15 protein-coding genes are annotated in these 17,458 nt (G+C 42.8%); 5 read left to right on the top strand and 10 right to left on the bottom strand.

Annotation, left to right across the window (positions count from 1 at the left end; all coding sequences use genetic code 11):
- Nucleotides 1-32: 32 nt before the first annotated feature.
- Together PSYCG_RS08715 and PSYCG_RS08710 are read right to left on the bottom strand one after the other, a co-directional pair.
- Nucleotides 33-1,379 carry an efflux RND transporter periplasmic adaptor subunit gene (locus PSYCG_RS08715; RefSeq protein WP_020443844.1) on the bottom strand — a complete coding sequence of 449 codons (1,347 nt, stop codon included), beginning with the start codon at nucleotides 1,377-1,379 and terminating at the stop codon, nucleotides 33-35.
- Nucleotides 1,380-1,926: 547 nt separating this feature from the next.
- Nucleotides 1,927-2,856, bottom strand: coding sequence for a polyprenyl synthetase family protein (locus PSYCG_RS08710; RefSeq protein WP_413771535.1), 930 nt, complete (start codon nucleotides 2,854-2,856; stop codon nucleotides 1,927-1,929).
- A gap of 687 nt (nucleotides 2,857-3,543) precedes the next feature.
- Between PSYCG_RS08710 and rplU the strand changes: the two genes are divergently transcribed.
- The 3 genes from rplU (at nucleotide 3,544) to lolA (ending at nucleotide 5,269) form a co-directional block, all read left to right on the top strand.
- Nucleotides 3,544-3,855 carry a 50S ribosomal protein L21 gene (gene rplU / locus PSYCG_RS08705; RefSeq protein WP_011280837.1) on the top strand — a complete coding sequence of 104 codons (312 nt, stop codon included), beginning with the start codon at nucleotides 3,544-3,546 and terminating at the stop codon, nucleotides 3,853-3,855.
- A gap of 94 nt (nucleotides 3,856-3,949) precedes the next feature.
- Nucleotides 3,950-4,207: a 50S ribosomal protein L27 gene (gene rpmA / locus PSYCG_RS08700; protein WP_010199200.1), complete on the top strand. Its 258-nt coding sequence runs from the start codon at nucleotides 3,950-3,952 to the stop codon at nucleotides 4,205-4,207.
- 360 nt (nucleotides 4,208-4,567) lie between these two features.
- On the top strand, nucleotides 4,568-5,269 hold the full coding sequence (lolA, locus tag PSYCG_RS08695) for an outer membrane lipoprotein chaperone LolA (RefSeq protein ID WP_020443842.1): 702 nt from the start codon (nucleotides 4,568-4,570) through the stop codon (nucleotides 5,267-5,269).
- 107 nt (nucleotides 5,270-5,376) lie between these two features.
- Here the strand turns inward: lolA and scpB are convergent, their stop codons facing one another.
- The 8 genes from scpB to mrdA all read right to left on the bottom strand — a co-directional run bounded on the left by scpB (nucleotide 5,377) and on the right by mrdA (nucleotide 13,212).
- Nucleotides 5,377-5,937 (bottom strand): SMC-Scp complex subunit ScpB, encoded by a 561-nt coding sequence (scpB, locus tag PSYCG_RS08690; protein WP_020443841.1) that lies wholly within the window; start codon nucleotides 5,935-5,937, stop codon nucleotides 5,377-5,379.
- Between the two features lie 57 nt (nucleotides 5,938-5,994).
- Nucleotides 5,995-6,861, bottom strand: a complete 867-nt coding sequence (locus PSYCG_RS08685; protein WP_020443840.1) for a segregation and condensation protein A — start codon at nucleotides 6,859-6,861, stop codon at nucleotides 5,995-5,997.
- A 32-nt stretch (nucleotides 6,862-6,893) separates the two neighbouring features.
- On the bottom strand, nucleotides 6,894-7,982 hold the full coding sequence (gene trpS / locus PSYCG_RS08680) for a tryptophan--tRNA ligase (RefSeq protein ID WP_020443839.1): 1,089 nt from the start codon (nucleotides 7,980-7,982) through the stop codon (nucleotides 6,894-6,896).
- Between the two features lie 125 nt (nucleotides 7,983-8,107).
- The gene (locus PSYCG_RS08675) at nucleotides 8,108-9,199 is read right to left on the bottom strand and encodes a lipid A biosynthesis acyltransferase (protein ID WP_041772286.1); all 1,092 of its coding nucleotides are present in this window, start codon (nucleotides 9,197-9,199) and stop codon (nucleotides 8,108-8,110) included.
- Between the two features lie 264 nt (nucleotides 9,200-9,463).
- Nucleotides 9,464-9,850 carry a 30S ribosomal protein S9 gene (gene rpsI / locus PSYCG_RS08670; protein WP_011514071.1) on the bottom strand — a complete coding sequence of 129 codons (387 nt, stop codon included), beginning with the start codon at nucleotides 9,848-9,850 and terminating at the stop codon, nucleotides 9,464-9,466.
- A 10-nt stretch (nucleotides 9,851-9,860) separates the two neighbouring features.
- Nucleotides 9,861-10,289 carry a 50S ribosomal protein L13 gene (gene rplM, locus PSYCG_RS08665; protein ID WP_010199223.1) on the bottom strand — a complete coding sequence of 143 codons (429 nt, stop codon included), beginning with the start codon at nucleotides 10,287-10,289 and terminating at the stop codon, nucleotides 9,861-9,863.
- A gap of 211 nt (nucleotides 10,290-10,500) precedes the next feature.
- Complete coding sequence (gene rsmD / locus PSYCG_RS08660; protein WP_020443836.1) at nucleotides 10,501-11,187, bottom strand: 16S rRNA (guanine(966)-N(2))-methyltransferase RsmD; 687 nt, start codon at nucleotides 11,185-11,187, stop codon at nucleotides 10,501-10,503.
- A gap of 36 nt (nucleotides 11,188-11,223) precedes the next feature.
- Nucleotides 11,224-13,212 (bottom strand): penicillin-binding protein 2, encoded by a 1,989-nt coding sequence (mrdA, locus tag PSYCG_RS08655; RefSeq protein WP_020443835.1) that lies wholly within the window; start codon nucleotides 13,210-13,212, stop codon nucleotides 11,224-11,226.
- A gap of 625 nt (nucleotides 13,213-13,837) precedes the next feature.
- Between mrdA and PSYCG_RS08650 the strand changes: the two genes are divergently transcribed.
- Nucleotides 13,838-15,172 carry a membrane protein gene (locus PSYCG_RS08650; protein WP_020443834.1) on the top strand — a complete coding sequence of 445 codons (1,335 nt, stop codon included), beginning with the start codon at nucleotides 13,838-13,840 and terminating at the stop codon, nucleotides 15,170-15,172.
- A 240-nt stretch (nucleotides 15,173-15,412) separates the two neighbouring features.
- The gene (locus tag PSYCG_RS08645) at nucleotides 15,413-17,458 is read left to right on the top strand and encodes a heme lyase CcmF/NrfE family subunit (RefSeq protein ID WP_020443833.1); all 2,046 of its coding nucleotides are present in this window, start codon (nucleotides 15,413-15,415) and stop codon (nucleotides 17,456-17,458) included.

The raw sequence follows: 17,458 nt of genomic DNA, 5'->3' as shown, positions 1-17,458 counted from the left end.
AAATCCCTAAGTCTTCCTAGCTTTGAATGGAATTATTTGGCAGCTGATTGTGCAGCTTGCTGCGGTGTTTTGGCAGCAGCCTCTTTTGCAGCAGGCGCAGGGTTTGGATTTTCTAATGGCTTCGCAATAACCTCTTGTTCAGGCTTCACTTTTGCGCCACCAATAATCACGACTTTGTCGCCAGCTTGAAGACCGTCAGTGACTACCCATTGTCCTTGATAAGTACCATTAATCGTGACCGGACGAACTTGGATTTTGTTGTTTTCATCGACGATATAGACTTGCGTTTCACTCTTAGGTGTACGTGTGACTGCGCTTTGCGGAATTAATGCCGCATTGGTAATGACGCTTTGGGTTAAGCGCGCAGTGACATACATACCGGGTAATAAGATATTGCTGTTATTTGGGAAGATGGCACGTAAGGTCACTGCCCCTGTTGATTCATCGACTTTCGCCTCTGACAATGCCAACTCGCCACGTACAGGATAGGTTGAACCATCCTCTAACACCAATTCAACTGAATTCATACCAGTTTTTGCTTTGCCTGCAGAGATCTGCTGACGCAATTTAAGCAGTTCAGAAGATGATTGACTGATATCGACATAGATAGGATCTAGGCGTGAGATAGTTACTAAAGGAGTAGGTTGACCTGAGCTAACCAATGTACCGGCAGTGACGCTAGAACGATCTGTACGACCTGAGATAGGCGCACGTACGATGGTACGATTGAGATCTAAAGTGCTCGCTTGCAACCCAGCCTTCGCCGTTTGGATACCTGCTTTTGCGCTTTCAATACCGGCTTGTGATTGACCGATAGCAGCATTGGCGCTTTGGACAGCTGCTTGTGCAGTACGCACAGCGGTTTGTGCTTGATCGTATTGCTGCTTTGAGATGGCATCAATAGCCACCAAACCTTGCAGACGTTGCAAATCATTTTGTGCTTGTGATAATGACGCTTGACGGCTGGCCAAATCCGCTTTTGCATTGGCATTATTAGCCAATGCCGTCTGATAGTTGGCTTCTGCTTGGGCTATTGCCGCCTGACCACTGGTAATAGACGTCGCATAGTTATCCGTATTGATGCGATATAAAGGTTGACCTTTTTTGACGTTGCTGCCCTCACGGAACAACACTTCGTCGATAATGCCGTTTACCTGTGGGCGGACGTCAGCGGTTTGATAAGCCGCTGTACGTCCAGCAAAAGTCTGTACTTGTGGTACGGTATCAAAAGTAACAGTCTGAACGTTGACGACGGAGGGCGGCATTTGTTGCTGTGCCGCCGCCGCGTCGCCAGCGGCATCCTCTTTTTTGTCACAGCCAACCAGTACAGCTCCAGATAGTACAGTTGCTATTACAAGCGCAAGATAAGAGTGCTTCATCAATGTCCTCGGCAATATAAATATCATATAATAATAAATAGTGACAATATAAAAAGTTTATGGATACATCTTAACGTAGAAAATATAAAAAACTATTAGGCATTTATCGTTATCACAGTACATTGAATGCTCAATAACCGGATAAGTAAATTTAATAAGAGATTATAAACTATAGGGTATACCCCACAGTCAAGGCGAAAAAAACCGTTTCTGGCGGCTATCATTGCCGTTTATGATAATAAAAGATTAGAACCTATTGAAAACACAAGCATTACGCTAAAAATGAAGGGCAAAATTTACATTGGTTAGTTAGTGATAACATTGTTAAATTTTGTTTATTTAAAAAATATAGAAGTGCATTATTAATAAAGGGAGACACATAAGAAGCAATATTTAGTCTGTTCAGAAAAACATTGCTATAGCAATAATTAAGTAAAAATTTAGCAATAAAAACATTTAACTGCTTATATCAATATAAGCAGTATCGATTTGAGTCTTATCAATGTAGTAGCAATATAAATAATAACTAAGCGTTGTTATTTGATAATTATAATAAGCGAGCACTGGCAAGTTCAGTCAACTGGTATAGGCCCTGACGATAGCGATTATCCGGCAAACTGCCGAGTGCTTGTTGGGCAAGCTTTGTTTCTTCTAAAGCCCGCTGTTTACAGTAATCTAGTGAGCCTGAATGGCGTACTAAGGCGATTAACTGTTCTGCATTGGGGGTTTTGCCCGTTTGGACGGCGATACGCAGCTGCTCATAGCCTTCTTTGTTGCTGTCTTTGAGTAGTTCGAGTGCTTTAATAGTAGGTAGAGTAGGTTTGCCTTCAGCTAGATCATCGCCGAGATTTTTACCCATCAGCGCACTATCGCCACTGTAATCAAGCACGTCATCGACAATTTGAAAAGCATTGCCAAAGTGCTGACCAAAATCAGCCAATGCTTGCAAATGCTGCGTTTGACCTTGCAAAATCGCAGCGCCTTGAGTTGCCATCATAAATAATCGTGAAGTCTTACCATCGATGATATTGAGGTAATCTTGCTCAGTTGCTTCAGGATTATGCTGATGCTGCAGTTGTAATACTTCACCTTCAGCAATATCACAAGTACCGTCTGAAAACACTTGCAATAGTGGCAAGCTTTGAAAGCCCACTAACAAATTAAAAGCGCGAGCAATCAAATAATCGCCGACCAAGACAGCTGTCGCATTATCCCAAGTGGCATTGGCAGTAGGCTTACCACGGCGCTGTCCTGATTCATCAATCACATCATCATGTACCAAGGTTGCCGTATGCAGCATCTCAGTAATCGCTGCCAAATGCATGGCTTGCTTCGATGGCTCATCATTAAGCATTCGCGCGCATAACAAGGTAATTAATGGGCGCATACGTTTGCCGCCAGCGTTAATCACGTGCTGTGAGACATTCATCACCAGCTTAACTTTGGAATTAAGGCTGCCAAACACTTGTTTGTCCATAATATCGAAATCATCAGCCACAATGCTCTGGATATCAGCATAGGTTGGTGTAGACGATAGATTGATTAATGGCGCAGCGGTTTTAGATAAAGGAGTACAAGTCATAATAGATAATCATACCAATAAAAATAAAGAATATTTTAATAGCGATACTTTTAATAGTGATACTTAGCAAAGCCAGCGTTTTATGCATGATAGCATAGCTGTCTAGTGATATTGTTGATTTAAGTATAGCAAAATACGATACGGCGCTTGAGGTTCAGGCGAATATTACAGCGTTTATTATGGTGAAAATCAGCAAATCACTGGTAAGTAGCTATTAGCAGCTAAGTGATCTAAACAACGATGACTAATGAATAGATACTTATTACATGTCTATTTACAAAAAACTGTAAGTATCTGATTAGATAAGCTATAATAGCCGCTGTTGGATTTTAACCACTATCTCTGCGTGTTATTAGGCAGTCATTGATTAATAGCGATATACATTGCGCTGATTAATCAATGACATTGTGTCTGATACGAGTATAGATTTTTGGTATCACCACCATACAAAAACAAGAGGTGCGGCTTGCTTTTATCAGCAAAAAGCCGTAAAATCTTGCCTTTAATTTTTCCCTGTCGTGTTCGTCGTCGAAGTGTTGGTATGATATCAGCCACGGCACACGGGTTAAACGGAGTCATACAATGTACGCAGTAATCAAAACTGGTGGTAAACAGCACCGTGTAGTCGTTAATGAATTGCTTAAAGTTGAATTACTTAAAGCAGAAACAGGCGAAACAATCAAATTTGAAGATGTGTTGATGATTGTTGATGGTGAAACTGTCAAGATCGGTCAGCCTATCGTTGAAGGCGCTAGTGTTGAAGTTGAAGTTGTTGAGCATGGTCGCGGCGAAAAAATTCGTATCGTCAAGCACAACCGTCGTAAGCATTATCACAAAGAGCAAGGTCACCGCCAATGGTATACCTTGTTAAAAATCAAAGCGATTAATGCTTAATTAACGATTGTCAGTTTATTGATGATTAATAACGCACTAAAAGCTTAAGAGTTGTCGCATTAGCGATAAGTCACATTAACAAGGAGATTTTCTCATGGCACATAAAAAAGCTGCCGGTTCAAGCCGTAATGGTCGTGATTCAAACCCAAAAATGCTAGGCGTAAAAATCTTTGGCGGTCAAGCCATCGTCGCTGGTAACATCATCGTTCGTCAACGTGGTACAGAATTCCACGCCGGCGAAGGTGTTGGCATGGGTCGTGACCATACTTTATTTGCACTAAATGACGGTGTGGTAAAGTTTGCGACCAAAGGTAAATTTAACCGTCGTTATGTGATGGTTGAAAGCGCCTAGTTGCCCATCTAGATTGTTTTATCTTTTAGATAAAATAATTTGATGACTAAAAAAGCCCTTATTACCGTTTGGTAGTAGGGGTTTTTTATGCTTATAAGCTTATGTTAACCACTGATTAAAATGGTTAAAACTACAATAAAGGCTATTTATTACTTTGTAACTGTTGTATTTACAAGCCTGTATGCCAGCAGTAGTAATGATTGCAAATCATGACTAGGCGCGTAATAAAAAAACTGGCACACTGTCCTCATTGTTTTATCACACCGGTTTTGTACTCGTATGATAAACATTTACCGAAAACAAAAATTTGATAAAACGTTTTATTTTTATGCTATTTTGCATTTTTAGAGAGGATTTATAATGACTTTACTGACTAATCAATCGACTAAACAGACAACAACGCTAAAACAAAAGATGATGGGCGGAGCATTGGCAGGCGTCTTAATGACTACGCTTGGCGTCGCAGCGCCTATGATGGCGATAACGCAATCGGCGACAGCAGCGCCAGCTGACAATATAACGGCAGCTAAGCGCTTAAATAAGCTTTTAACCAATACTAAGAGCATGACGGCCAACTTTAGCCAGACGACTAAGGGCGCTAATAGCGGTACGTTCAGTGGTACGATGAGCGTACAACGTCCAAATAATTTCCGCTGGGAAACCAAATCTCCATCAGAGCAGCTGATTGTGGCAAATGGTAGCTCGATGTGGGTTTATGATAAGGACTTGGAGCAAGCCACTAAACAAAACGTAGACAGCCAAGTGGGTAATACGCCAGCGCTATTACTATCAGGTGATCCAAGTAAAATCGATAAGAACTTTAAAATCACCCAGCCATATGCCAATAAAAACTACTATGTGCTGTATCCAAAGTCAGATAGTGCTAGCTTTAAGAGCTTATCAATGAGCTTTAGCGGTGGTAAGCCTGTGATGATGGTGTTAAATGATAGCTTAGGACAGACTACCTCTATTAGGTTTAGCGGTATCAAAATGAACCCAAGCATTAGTAGCAATCAGTTTAAGTTTACGCCGCCAAAAGGTGTTGATATTATCAATCAGTAGAAGTAATCAGTATTTTATTTATTAAACTAGCTGATTAGAATAATAAAAAGGACATACCTAATAGGTGTGTCCTTTTTTATTGAGCAAGAGTATTTTATCGGATTTATTTAGGAGGATGCTCTGATACTGTCTATCTCTGGCATGGGCGGTAGTTCATCTAAATGGCTCAGTCCAAAAGCATCTAAGAATTGAGACGTAGTATGCAGTAATGCCGGACGCCCTAAAGTTTCTTTATAACCATTTTCTTCAATCCAGCCTTTATCAAACAATTGACGCAATATGTTGCTCGATAGCGTCACGCCGCGCACATGTTCTATATCGCTACGGGTCACCGGTTGCTTGTAGGCGATAACGCTCAAAGTTTCTAGCAAGGCTTGGCTGAGACGTTCTTGACGCTGGGGAAAGACACTCTGTATTAAGGCGCTATGGCTATCAGCGATTTGCAAGCGATAACCACTGGCAGTATGATGCAAACTTAATACGCCAAGATTTAAGCGTTGCTTTAGCAGTTCTAGTGCCTGCTCTAACTTATTAGTCGTCAAGGAGAGATGTTTTTTTAAGTGATTAGTAGTTAAGGGTGCTTCTGAAGCATGAAGTAAAACTTCAATCTGTTTGCTTATGTCTTCAATAGATAGTAGGTGGTCTTTAGGGTCGTCTATATCTGCCATTTCAATATAATCTTCTTCAGTTTAATGATTTTAGACTTACTATAAAGCCAGTTAGGATTATGCTAACCATTCTAACGTCAATTTTCCGAGTAAATCGCTATGAGTCGGCAGGCTGATATCAGCGTTATTTGCTGTGTTAACACGACTGTCCGTATTATTAGCAACCACACCAATCAGTTGGCGCTTGATTAATTCAAGCACCGCGACAAAGCTGACCACCACACCTATTTTTCCTTGGGCTTTATCTAATAGTTCATAAAAAGAGCGCGTGCCGTCCATACTCAGTTGGCGACTGATACTAGCGATACGATCAGCAAGTGGCACAGCATCGACCTTGATGCTATGCATCTGATAGTCGGGTTGCAACTGCATCTTAAACAAGCTATCAATCAATAGAGTAGGTGAATAGTTTGGCAGCTCAGCATTCATGATGTCTTGGCTTGGCGGTCTGACCATCGCCAAAAACACATCGCGCTCAAGTCGAATTAAATTGTCTAAACGTTGACTGGCAGCTTTGACTTGGGCGTATTCTTCAAGACGCTCAATCAGCTCAGCTTTTGGATCACGCTCATCGGTAGGTGTTTCTGGTTTAGGAAGTAACAACTCAGTCTTGATCGCAATCAAGGTTGATGCCATTAGTAGATAGTCACCGGCCAACTCAAAATGATTGGTGTCCAATTCACTGATATAAGCCAAATACTGCTCTGTAATCGGTAATATCGGCATTCGTGTCAAATCAACGTTGTTTTTCTTAACCAAATACAATAAAAAGTCTAATGGCCCTGCAAACTGCTCAAGCCAAATAGCAAACGCTTGCGGCGGTACATACAGATCTTCTGGCAAATGCTGTACAGGCGTCTGATAGATACGCAGAGACATATCATGAATCTCTGCGCTAGACTCAATTAATCGCTTACTTTGCATGATAGCAATCTATGGTCATCATAAATAATAATTTACTTAAGTTTGGCAAGTGGGCGGATACCAATAGCGCGGCGGGTCTTATCTAGTTGCTTACGACTATGACGGCGGGCTTTTTCTGCACCCATCTGTAGGATTTCTTCTAGCTCTTTTGGATTTGCCATCAGTTCCTCATAACGTGCGCGGAATGGGGCAACTTCATTATTGATTTTATCAAACAACGCTTGTTTGGCATCGCCCCAGCCAATACCAGCGGCAAACTGCGCACGCATATCGGCAATCTCAGTAGGCGTTGAAAAGGCTTTATAAATCTCGAAAATAGCAGAGTCACCAGGGTCTTTTGGCTCAGCAGGCAACTGCGAGTTGGTGACGATCTTCATGATGGCTTTATGCATCTGCTTTTCAGCACTAACTTGTGGATTTAGATCACCAAATAGGGGAATGGTATTGCTATAGCTCTTACTCATCTTACGACCATCAAGACCTGTGAGTAGTGGGATATCGTCATCTACAACAGCAGATGGTAGCGTAAACAGTGGCTTATAGCGATGATTAAAAGTACCAGCAATATCACGAGCCATCTCGATATGCTGAATTTGATCACGACCAACAGGCACATGCGTAGCATTGAACATTAAGATATCGGCTGCCATCAGTACCGGATAGCCGAACAGCCCCATGTTAATACCTTGATCGGGATCAACATCTTCCTTTTCCATATTAATATCGACTGACGCTTTATAAGCGTGCGCACGATTCATGAGACCTTTTGCACATGAGCAGTTCAATATCCAAGCAAGTTCTGGGATTTCAGGCACATCTGATTGCCGATAAAAAGTCACGCGCTGTGGATCAAGACCGCAGGCAATCCAAGTTGCTGCAATGGCTTTGGTCGATTCATGAATAATATCAGGGTCATAACAACCAATAATACCGTGATAATCTGCTAAAAAGAAAAATGCTTCGTCGTCACTGTTTTGGATAGACTGAATCGCTGGACGAATCGCGCCAACGTAATTACCCAGATGTAGGGTGCCAGTCGGTTTGATACCAGTAAGGATGCGTTTGGCTGCTGCTGAGCTATTAATAGTAGGTTGGCTGTCAAAAATCTGATTATTACTCATGGGAAATCCGTTATTTATTGATCAAATTATTATAAATTTATGGTTATATATCTGCTGATAATAGCAAAAAATATTAGCTGTAAATTATAGCAAATTTTGCCAGTGATTTTCGTCGGAATAAAAGCTTACTTATAGATATCTCTACGACCTTCGGGACCATTTTTAAAACGGCGATGGAACCACATCCACTGAGTGGGATCAATACGAATCAAGCCCTCTAGTACTTCATTAACGCGAGTAGCGTCAGCCACTTCGTTATCACTTGGATAGTTCTCTAGCTCTGGCGTAATCGTCAGATGATAATGGGGGCGTTTGCCACGTGGCAAATTATCTGGCGTCTGTCGATAAGTATGCAGCGCCATTACGGCTGGTGGATGCACTTTATTGCCTAAGGTTGCCAATCGCCGCGTTGCCGTCAGAGTTGCTGCTGGTACGCCAAAGAATGGCGCCATGACCCCTTGTTTTAAACCGTAATCTTGATCCGGTGAATACCAAATCACACGACCCTTTTTAAGAGAGCTAACAAGGCTACGCATATCACGGTTGGAGATTTGTTTACTCAGAATACTTGTGCGCCCATTATAAATAAACCAATCAAGCAATGCGTTATTTTGCGGACGATACATACCATCCATTGGGAAGAACTGGGTACAGAGCATACCGCCTAGATCAAGCATCGTATAATGGGCACCCAATAAGATGACCGCGCGACCCTCATTTTGTACATTAACAAGGTGCTGTAACCCTGAGATAGACACTGTACGGGTAAAAACATTCGGACGGAACCAAGCGCATAAGGTTTCAAATACGCCAATGCCCTGATTGACAAAGACTTGCTTTGCCATGAGCTCACGTTCCACTTCTGGCTTTTCTGGAAATGCCAGTTTGAGGTTAATTAAGGTATCACGACGGCGTGAGCCTACGATAGTATAGATCAAAATACCAAGCTTGCGACCGAGCCAAAATTGCCACCGTAGCGGTAGATAAATCAGCGGCAAAAAAATAGCAAATAATAGCCAAATACCCCAATATTTAGGCATTAAAAACTGCCATTCAAAAGGTTTCTTTTCTGCTTGATCGGTCTGCTTATGCGTTTGGGTAATCGTCGGTGTGCCAACAGGTAGAGCCGGAGATTTAGCAGGCGGCTGTATACTTGGTGGCGGCATGCTGCTCTTTGAGGCAGATTTGCTAGGATCGTATTGTTCAGGCGCTTTCATAAGACTGTTACTAGTAATGAAAAGTTATGATTATGATGGGGTAGTAAGCGAGACTTTGCAAGGTGATTTATCCTTTGTTAAGACAGATTTATAGGCAAGATAGTTATATATGAAAATCGTTTTTTATAAAAGCATCAGGCATAAAAAAACCTTATAAGCTGCGGACAGCTTATAAGGTTTTGCAAATCTATTCTTATATTTAATGCTGCAGCTGTTGCTCTGAGATAAAGACAGCAGTTGCAGAAATATAAGAGATAGCTTTGATTAACGTTTTGAGAATTGTGGACGTTTACGTGCTTTACGTAGACCCAATTTCTTACGTTCAACTTGACGTGAATCACGAGTAACAAAGCCAGCTGCTTTTAGAGCAGGTTTGTTAGATTCGTCAAGCTCAATCAATGCACGCGTAATGCCGTGACGGATTGCGCCAGCTTGACCACTAATACCGCCGCCTTTTACAGTGATGTAAAGGTCATAAGCAGTAGGGGTATCAAGTAATTCTAAAGGCTGACGAACAACCATGCGCGACGTTTCGCGACTGAAATACTCATCAAGTGGTTTGCCGTTAACAACAATGCTACCAGTACCTTTCGCTAAAAAGACACGAGCGGTAGAAGTTTTGCGGCGACCAGTTCCGTAATTGCGTTCCATAAGTGTATCCTTAGATGTCTAGTGCTTTAGGTTGCTGTGCTTCATGTGGATGTTCAGTACCCGCATAAAGTTTCAGCTTCTTGATCATCGCATAGCCAAGAGGACCTTTTGGAAGCATACCCTTAACCGCTTTGTGTAGAACATCTTCAGGCTTATGTGCAAGCAGTTTACTGAAGTTGGTTTCTTTAATACCACCTGGGTAGCCACTGTGACGATAGTACTTTTTATCTTGCGCTTTTTTACCCGTTACCGTGATTTTGTCAGCGTTGATGACAACAATAAAGTCACCAGTGTCAACGTGCGGCGTAAAAGATGGCTTATGCTTGCCACGTAAGCGAGTAGCGATTTGAGTGGCTAAGCGACCAAGGGTTTTGCCGTCAGCATCTACGACATACCAGTCATGGGTCACTTCAGCTGGTTTTGCACTAAGTGTTTTCATGATAAAACCTTAAAATTAGAATTCGTTGAGAGTTTAGCTGGGAACGGGGCTCTCAAAAAACAGACTGCACATTATAAGCAGTAGCGCCTACGCTTGCAAGCTGCATTGGGGTTTATTTTCGCCTTATATACATTAAACTGCAGCGTTGGCCAGTTTTTTAGCGGTTTTAAACATTTATAAATTTTATTAACAGAATTCATTAACCGGACAATTATGACGATAATAGACGATAAAGTCCAGCAACAACTTGTCCAACTTTGGTCTGTTTCAGACAATCAAAATACAATGTTTGTGATTCATCGTTTTTTTGCAGCGCTAGCGTGGTATTAAAAACCGTTGCCAGTTGGCTCAATTGCTCATCTAAATCTTTATCCGCTTCTAGGTAGATAAGCGTGTCTGTATTGATTAGATTTTGGGTAAACAAAGTGGTCAAAATAGATTGCCATAAATCCTTAGCATAAGGTGGATCTATAAACACGATATCAAAGGGACGCGGTACAAGCTGCTTTTGTTGTAGAACTTGTTCGGCTGTGCCCTGAATGATTTTATGGTTATCACTATCAAGACGTAACATCTCGGCACTTTGGCGTAGCATTTGAGTTTGGGCGGCATTCATTTCAATAAAAATACAATGAGCAGCACCGCGCGATAAGGCTTCAAAACCTAAGACGCCGCTACCGGCGCAGCTATCAAGCACTTGAGCGTCATGAATATCAGAAATCAGCCAATTAAATAAGGTCTCACGTAGCCGGTCTGGGGTCGGACGTAATCCTTCTGCATCAATAAAACGTACGATACGGCGTTTAAACTGACCACCGATAATACGTACATCACCAGCCGTGATAGATTTGGTTTTTTGATTTTTATTAGGCTTACGCGCGCTTGAAGATTTTTTCATAAAATTAGCTTAGTTATCTACTCTATACTGAATATGTTAGTCAGAAGTCGCTGTCGTTGTAGCGGTTTGAGCCTGTTCTTTTGCGGCTTCTAGTGCTTTGTCTTCTTTTTCACGTATCGCATCACGCATGGCTTTCTCAAATGTTTTTTGCCGTTTAATAACCTTTAGCTGATCAGCAGTGGGCGGCAAAATAGGATTGGTGTCGCGCTGTAATACCCAATAATCAAACAAGGCTCGCCCAATAGGAGCAGCAACGACACTACCACCACCGCCGTTTTCGACCAATACCGCTAGGGCGATTTGTGGATCTTCTACTGGCGCAAAGCCATTAAACCAAGCGTGATCCCAGTGGCGCTTATCCAGCGCGGATTTGTTATAGCTTTTACCCTGAGCAATGGATTTTACTTGCGCGGTGCCCGTTTTACCGGCGATACGATAGCGCGGTGTGTATATACCGCGTCCAGTACCTGCCTTGACCGTTTGCTCCATAGCATCATGCATACGCAGCCAGTCAGATGGTTTGCCATTATAATCAATCTTGCCATCCGGTTTGGTGATGACATCGACTGCTGCCGCACCGTCACTACTTTTTAAGAGATGCGGAGTAATATGAAGACCTTTACTCGCTGTCATGGCCGTTGCATTGGCAATCTGTAGTGGCGTCGCTAAGAAATAGCCTTGACCAATACTGACAGAGATGGTCTCACCCGGTAACCAACCCTTATCGTACGTGTCTTTTTTCCACTTTGGTGAAGGCATAATTCCGGATTTTTCATTGGGCAAGTCAATGCCAGTTTCTTCGCCAAAGCCAAAACGTACCATCCAGTCATGTAAGCGCTGAATGCCCATCTCATACGCCAATTTATAATAATAAGTATCGACTGACATTACGATTGATTTTTTGAGATCGACGGTACCATGACCACCTTTTTTCCAATCACGAAAGCGGTGGGAGTCACCTGGCAGGCTAAAATAACCTGGGTCGTAGATAGTGGTTTCCCAGTTACGTAGACCATAATGAATACCGCCTAGGGCTTCAAAGGGCTTGATGGTTGAACCCGGTGGATAAGTACCTTGTAGGGCACGGTTATAAAGCGGCTGATCCAAATCTTCACGCAGATCATCATAGTCTTTAAATGAGATGCCGGAGATGAAGGGGTTTGGGTCATAACTTGGATTACTGACAAAGGCTAGTACATCGCCGGTTTTGGGGTCTATTGCCACAATGGCACCGCGCCTGCCATCAAGCTGCTGCTGCGCCACAACCTGCAACCCATAATCTAAACTTAAGGTGATGTCGTTACCGGCGATTGGTGGCTTAGTATCGAGTTGACGCAGCACATTGCCGTGCGCGTTGGTTTCTACTGACTGATAACCGGGTTGCCCAAGTAAAATATCTTCATAATAATCTTCGATCCCAATCTTACCGATAAGGTCGGTACCGGCATAGCGATCTTTATTAATTCTCTTCGATTCTTTGTCGTTAATACGTCCGACATAGCCAATAACATGGGCAAAAAGTTCATCATACGGGTATGAGCGTGTGAGCTTACTTTGGATGCTAACACCGCGAAAAAAGGGTTTGCGTTCACTAAACTGCGCCAATTGCGCCTCGGTTAAGTCAATCTTTATGGTTACCGGATCATTTTTACTTTTACTCACACGCGCCAAAATATCGGTGATATTTTCATCCGTCAAATCAAAGATGGGCGCGAGTAATTGTAAGGTACGCTCAGGGTTTTCGACTTCATCAGGGCTGAGCATAGCGGTAAAAACCGGCTGATTGTCAGCGAGGATAACGCCGTTGCGATCATAAATATAACCACGACTTGGTGGGGCAGAAATCAATTTGATGCGATTGTTGTCTGCTTGGGTCGTATATTTATCGTGAGCAAAAACTTGCAGAAATCCATAACGTACTATTAGCCCTAGCAAGCCCACAAATATGATTAATCCAAGAATTAGAATGCGACTGGTAAAAATGCGATTGACCTGTTCGGTATCAGGAGTGAGCGGTTTGTTCATATAAAGTCAGTACCCAAACAGTCAGTGAGACAATAAATCAAAAAGTTATCAAAGGAGGTATTTATGAAGTAGCAGTCGACCATGTCAAATATCATGTAGACAAAGCGAGGTGAGCATAAAGGATAAGCTAAGGACTTTCAACAACATAGCGTGATATAAGAAGCATTTAATATCTGAAATATTATCATCATAGATCTACAAACATCTCGCAAACGACAACGGCAAATTATAACAGATCAAAAGCGATGACGCAGTAGACAGTCATTTATTTTATCGCTGTTATAAAAGGTGGCATCATTATGCATACGACTGTGGTTGGTGACTCATTTCACAATGGATCTAATCACCAAGTAAATTCGAAAAAAGTAGTTATTAAATCGGTTACTGGTCATACGCCAGTAGATTATTTTAAGGATTTTTTGTGCCACAGTAGCAGTGTAAAACGTGTCATCTCTAGTCACAACTTGCCTAGGGTCTACATGTGCTAATGAATGGCAAGTATGCTAAAATCAGGCGATTTATTTTGTAGTAGTTATTGGGGAGAGGGCTTCTTATTGCTAAGCATTGTTAATGTGCTCAGAATATTTGGTCAACATCGATCATCACGGCAAGGATACATAAAGTCATGGATGTAACTTCATTGTGGCAAACAATCGCTGAGCACCCTGAGTTTTTTGCCATGCTTACCATTCCGCCGGTGACAGCATTTGTGACATGGGTTCATGTCTGGATGGCGCTCAAGATGTTGTTTTATCCGATTAAGTTTCGCGGTATACGCATCCCTAATTTCCCATTCTTTGGGCTGCCGGGTCTTGGCTGGCAAGGTATTGTGCCAAGAAAAGCGGGTAAGATATCTGGCGTGATTGTTGATCAGACGCTATCTAAGCTTGGCTCGCTTGATGAGTTTTTTCAGGCTATGGAACCAGATCAGATGGCGCTGTTCATCACTGAGGCGGTTGATAAAAACCTTGAAAACTTGATTGATGAAATTATGCTTGATCATTCGCCAGCACTGTGGGGCAATTTGCCTTATGCACTCAAGCGCCGTGTCTATGCCCAAGCGCACCAAGAGCTGCCAAGTATTATGCAATCTTTGGTGACTGACTTGACCTATCATGTCGAAGATTTGGTCGATATGCGTAAGATGATTGTCAATAAGATGGAAAGTGATCGTCGTTTGATGGTCAATATGTTCTTAAAAGTTGGACAAAAAGAAATCAATTTTATTTGGCATATTAGTGCTTTGATTGGGCTGATTTTCGGCATTATCCAAATGTTTATATTCTTGGTAGTGCCGCAACATTGGACAGTACCATTCTTTGCGGCCATTTGGGGCTTTTTGACCAATTGGATTGCGATTTGGATGGTATTTAATCCTGTAGAGCCGCATTTTATCCGTTATGTGAAGTTTTTTGCGCTACAGAGCCGTTTTCCTTTTATTAAGCCACAATTACCGCATATCGCTCGATATCGACTCCAAGGCGGCTTTATGAAGCGCCAAGAAGAGGTATCTGAAGTATTTGCTGAGATTGTGGTCAAAGATTTGGTGACGCTTGAGAACATCATGAATGAGATGATGTATGGTGACCGCGCTATTGAGACGCGTGAATTGATGAAGTCGCATCTGTATAAAGTCTTAGAGTCACCAGTGATTAATACGACTTTACGATTAGGACTGGGTCGCCGCGAGTTTGGGCAATTAAAAAATACCATCATTGATAAATCTATCGTTGCAACGATGGTGCCACTAAGGGACCCTGAGCTCAATGAAAGTCGTGCCAGTAAGATATTTGGACTGTTTCGTGATCGCATCCGTGCGCTGACGCCTGATGAATTCCAAAACTTATTACGTCCTGCCTTTCGTGAAGATGAGATGACGCTAATTGTGCTTGGCGGCTTGACTGGATTTTTGGCAGGTTGGCTGCATCTGGTATTGGTATTTTTCCCAGCCATGCAGTGATAAGCAATGTTTTATGCTTTTTATACACATCGCATACAGAGTGGATACAGAAACGTGACAAGTTGACGCTAATGTACCATGCTGTAAGCGCCCTAAGCTGCAATGGCTTAGGGCGTTATTTAGATAATAATAATCGCTTAAACTACAAGCAGTAACAAGTACTGGATACTTTCGATTATCCTGCAATACCAATCCCTAAAATAAACAATGACCGTATTAAGGTAAACAAGGTTAGACCGTATGTTAATCACAGAATTGGGTTATTTTGCCGTGCTAGCCGCCTTTATGTTGGCGATTTTGCAGGTAGTATTACCAACGATAGGCGTTATGCGTGACCATGTTGCTTGGCAGCGTTTGGCACCGAGCTTGGCATGGGCGCAATTTGCCGCCATGATTACCTCGTTTGGCGCATTGATGGCAGGCTTTTATTTTAATGACTTTAGCCTTGTCTATGTGTCGCAGCACTCGAATACCTTGCTGCCTTGGTATTATAAGTTATCTGCAACGTGGGGTGGGCATGAAGGCTCCCTGCTGCTATGGATGACTATCATGGCAACATGGTGTGCCTTGGTCTCATACTTTAGTCGTGGTTTGCCATTGTCGATGCGCGCACGTGTATTGGTGATATTAGCCGCTGTACAGATGATGATGCTGGCCATGCTTATCTTTACCTCGTCACCGTTTGACCGCACTTTGCCAAACTTGCCCGTGGATGGTGCTGACTTAAACCCTGTCTTACAGGATTTTGGTTTAATTATCCATCCGCCGATGCTTTATATGGGCTATGTGGGTATGGTAGTGCCGTTTGCGTTTTGTATGGCAGCATTGTGGGAAGGTCGCTTAGATGCAGTATGGACACGCTGGTCACGTCCATGGGCATTGGCTGCTTGGGGCTTTTTAACCATTGGTATTGCACTGGGTTCTTGGTGGGCGTATTACGAGCTTGGTTGGGGTGGCTGGTGGTTTTGGGATCCAGTAGAAAACGCTTCGCTATTGCCTTGGTTGGCAGGTTTGGCGTTGCTCCATTCACTGGCAGTCACTGAAAAACGCGGTGTCTTTAAAGCGTGGACGATTATGCTGGCCATTTTTGCTTTTGCATTAAGCTTACTTGGGACATTCTTAGTACGCTCTGGGGTTATTACCTCTGTGCATTCATTTGCCGCAGATCCTACACGTGGTTTAGTGATTTTAGCGATTCTTGGCATTATTGTGGGCGGTGGTTTATTGATGTTCGCTGTGCGTGGCTGGCGTCTGACTATTGAGAGTCAGTATCAGCTGATTTCCCGTGAGTCATTTTTAGTCATTAACAATGTCATCATTTTGATTGCGACCTTAGTGGTATTACTTGGTACGCTCTATCCTATCATTGCCGACGCCTTCAATTTAGGTCAGGTATCCGTAGGTCCTCCGTACTTTAATGCACTGTTTGTGCCACTGACTTGGCTATTAATGATAGCAATGGGCATGGGTTCCAATATCCGCTGGAAACAAGACAGTCGCCCGCTCTTAGGCGCTGGCATGGTCATTGCGGCAAGTAGCCTTGTTTTAGCTGCAGTCATTGCCTATTTTGTTAGCCCATTTGCCATGCTCAATATTGGTGTGACGCTAGCGGTGAGCTTTTGGGTATTGTTCTGGATGGTGGTTGATTTTAAAGACAAAACCAAAAATGCCCCAAGCTTATTAAAGGGCTTAGCTAAGCTCCGTTTGAGTTACTGGGGTCAGCAGACCGCTCACATCGGCGTTATTATAGCGGTCATCGGTGTTGCCTTTACTAGTACCTTAAGCATCGAGCGTGATGTGGCATTAAGGATTGGTGAAACGGTTAATGTCCAAGGTTATGACTTTGCATTAACCGATTTAAGAGAGACGAGAGGCAGTAACTTTGATGCAACGCAAGCTGAGGTCACAGTCACTAAGAAGGGCAAGGCAGTAACGATACTTCATCCTGAAAAACGGACTTACATCATTAGTACGATGCCGACGACTGAGGCGGCAATTAATGCCAACCTCATGCGTGACTTGTATGTCGCACTTGGTGAGCCTATCGCTGAGGGTAGCAATCAATGGGCAGTACGTATTTATGTGAAGCCATTGATTCGCTGGATATGGCTCGGCGCTATTATTATGGCATTGGGTGGTCTATTGAGTATGCTTGATAGGCGCTATCGTCTCAAAACAACTAAGACGCCCGCTCAAATTACAGCAAGCAAGTCAGGTTTCGCGACCGTTGCTGACTTAGATGGCAACAATGCGACAGATGCCACGGCAACAATAGGGGAGAAATAA

The organism is Psychrobacter sp. G, assembly GCF_000418305.1.
Lineage (GTDB): Bacteria > Pseudomonadota > Gammaproteobacteria > Pseudomonadales > Moraxellaceae > Psychrobacter > Psychrobacter cryohalolentis.
This window is presented reverse-complemented; position numbering and strand designations above follow the sequence as displayed.

Excerpts from the sequence above, each read along its gene's own strand:
- rsmD (WP_020443836.1), bottom strand. The coding sequence starts at position 11,187 with ATGAAAAAATCTTCAAGCGCGCGTAAGCCTAATAAAAATCAAAAAACC.
- PSYCG_RS08650 (WP_020443834.1), top strand. The coding sequence starts at position 13,838 with ATGGATGTAACTTCATTGTGGCAAACAATCGCTGAGCACCCTGAGTTT.
- PSYCG_RS08715 (WP_020443844.1), bottom strand. The coding sequence starts at position 1,379 with ATGAAGCACTCTTATCTTGCGCTTGTAATAGCAACTGTACTATCTGGA.
- PSYCG_RS08710 (WP_413771535.1), bottom strand. The coding sequence starts at position 2,856 with ATGGACAAACAAGTGTTTGGCAGCCTTAATTCCAAAGTTAAGCTGGTG.
- PSYCG_RS08685 (WP_020443840.1), bottom strand. The coding sequence starts at position 6,861 with ATGCAAAGTAAGCGATTAATTGAGTCTAGCGCAGAGATTCATGATATG.
- PSYCG_RS08645 (WP_020443833.1), top strand. The coding sequence starts at position 15,413 with ATGTTAATCACAGAATTGGGTTATTTTGCCGTGCTAGCCGCCTTTATG.
- mrdA (WP_020443835.1), bottom strand. The coding sequence starts at position 13,212 with ATGAACAAACCGCTCACTCCTGATACCGAACAGGTCAATCGCATTTTT.
- lolA (WP_020443842.1), top strand. The coding sequence starts at position 4,568 with ATGACTTTACTGACTAATCAATCGACTAAACAGACAACAACGCTAAAA.
- PSYCG_RS08675 (WP_041772286.1), bottom strand. The coding sequence starts at position 9,199 with ATGAAAGCGCCTGAACAATACGATCCTAGCAAATCTGCCTCAAAGAGC.
- rplM (WP_010199223.1), bottom strand. The coding sequence starts at position 10,289 with ATGAAAACACTTAGTGCAAAACCAGCTGAAGTGACCCATGACTGGTAT.
- rpmA (WP_010199200.1), top strand. The coding sequence starts at position 3,950 with ATGGCACATAAAAAAGCTGCCGGTTCAAGCCGTAATGGTCGTGATTCA.
- scpB (WP_020443841.1), bottom strand. The coding sequence starts at position 5,937 with ATGGCAGATATAGACGACCCTAAAGACCACCTACTATCTATTGAAGAC.
- trpS (WP_020443839.1), bottom strand. The coding sequence starts at position 7,982 with ATGAGTAATAATCAGATTTTTGACAGCCAACCTACTATTAATAGCTCA.
- rplU (WP_011280837.1), top strand. The coding sequence starts at position 3,544 with ATGTACGCAGTAATCAAAACTGGTGGTAAACAGCACCGTGTAGTCGTT.
- rpsI (WP_011514071.1), bottom strand. The coding sequence starts at position 9,850 with ATGGAACGCAATTACGGAACTGGTCGCCGCAAAACTTCTACCGCTCGT.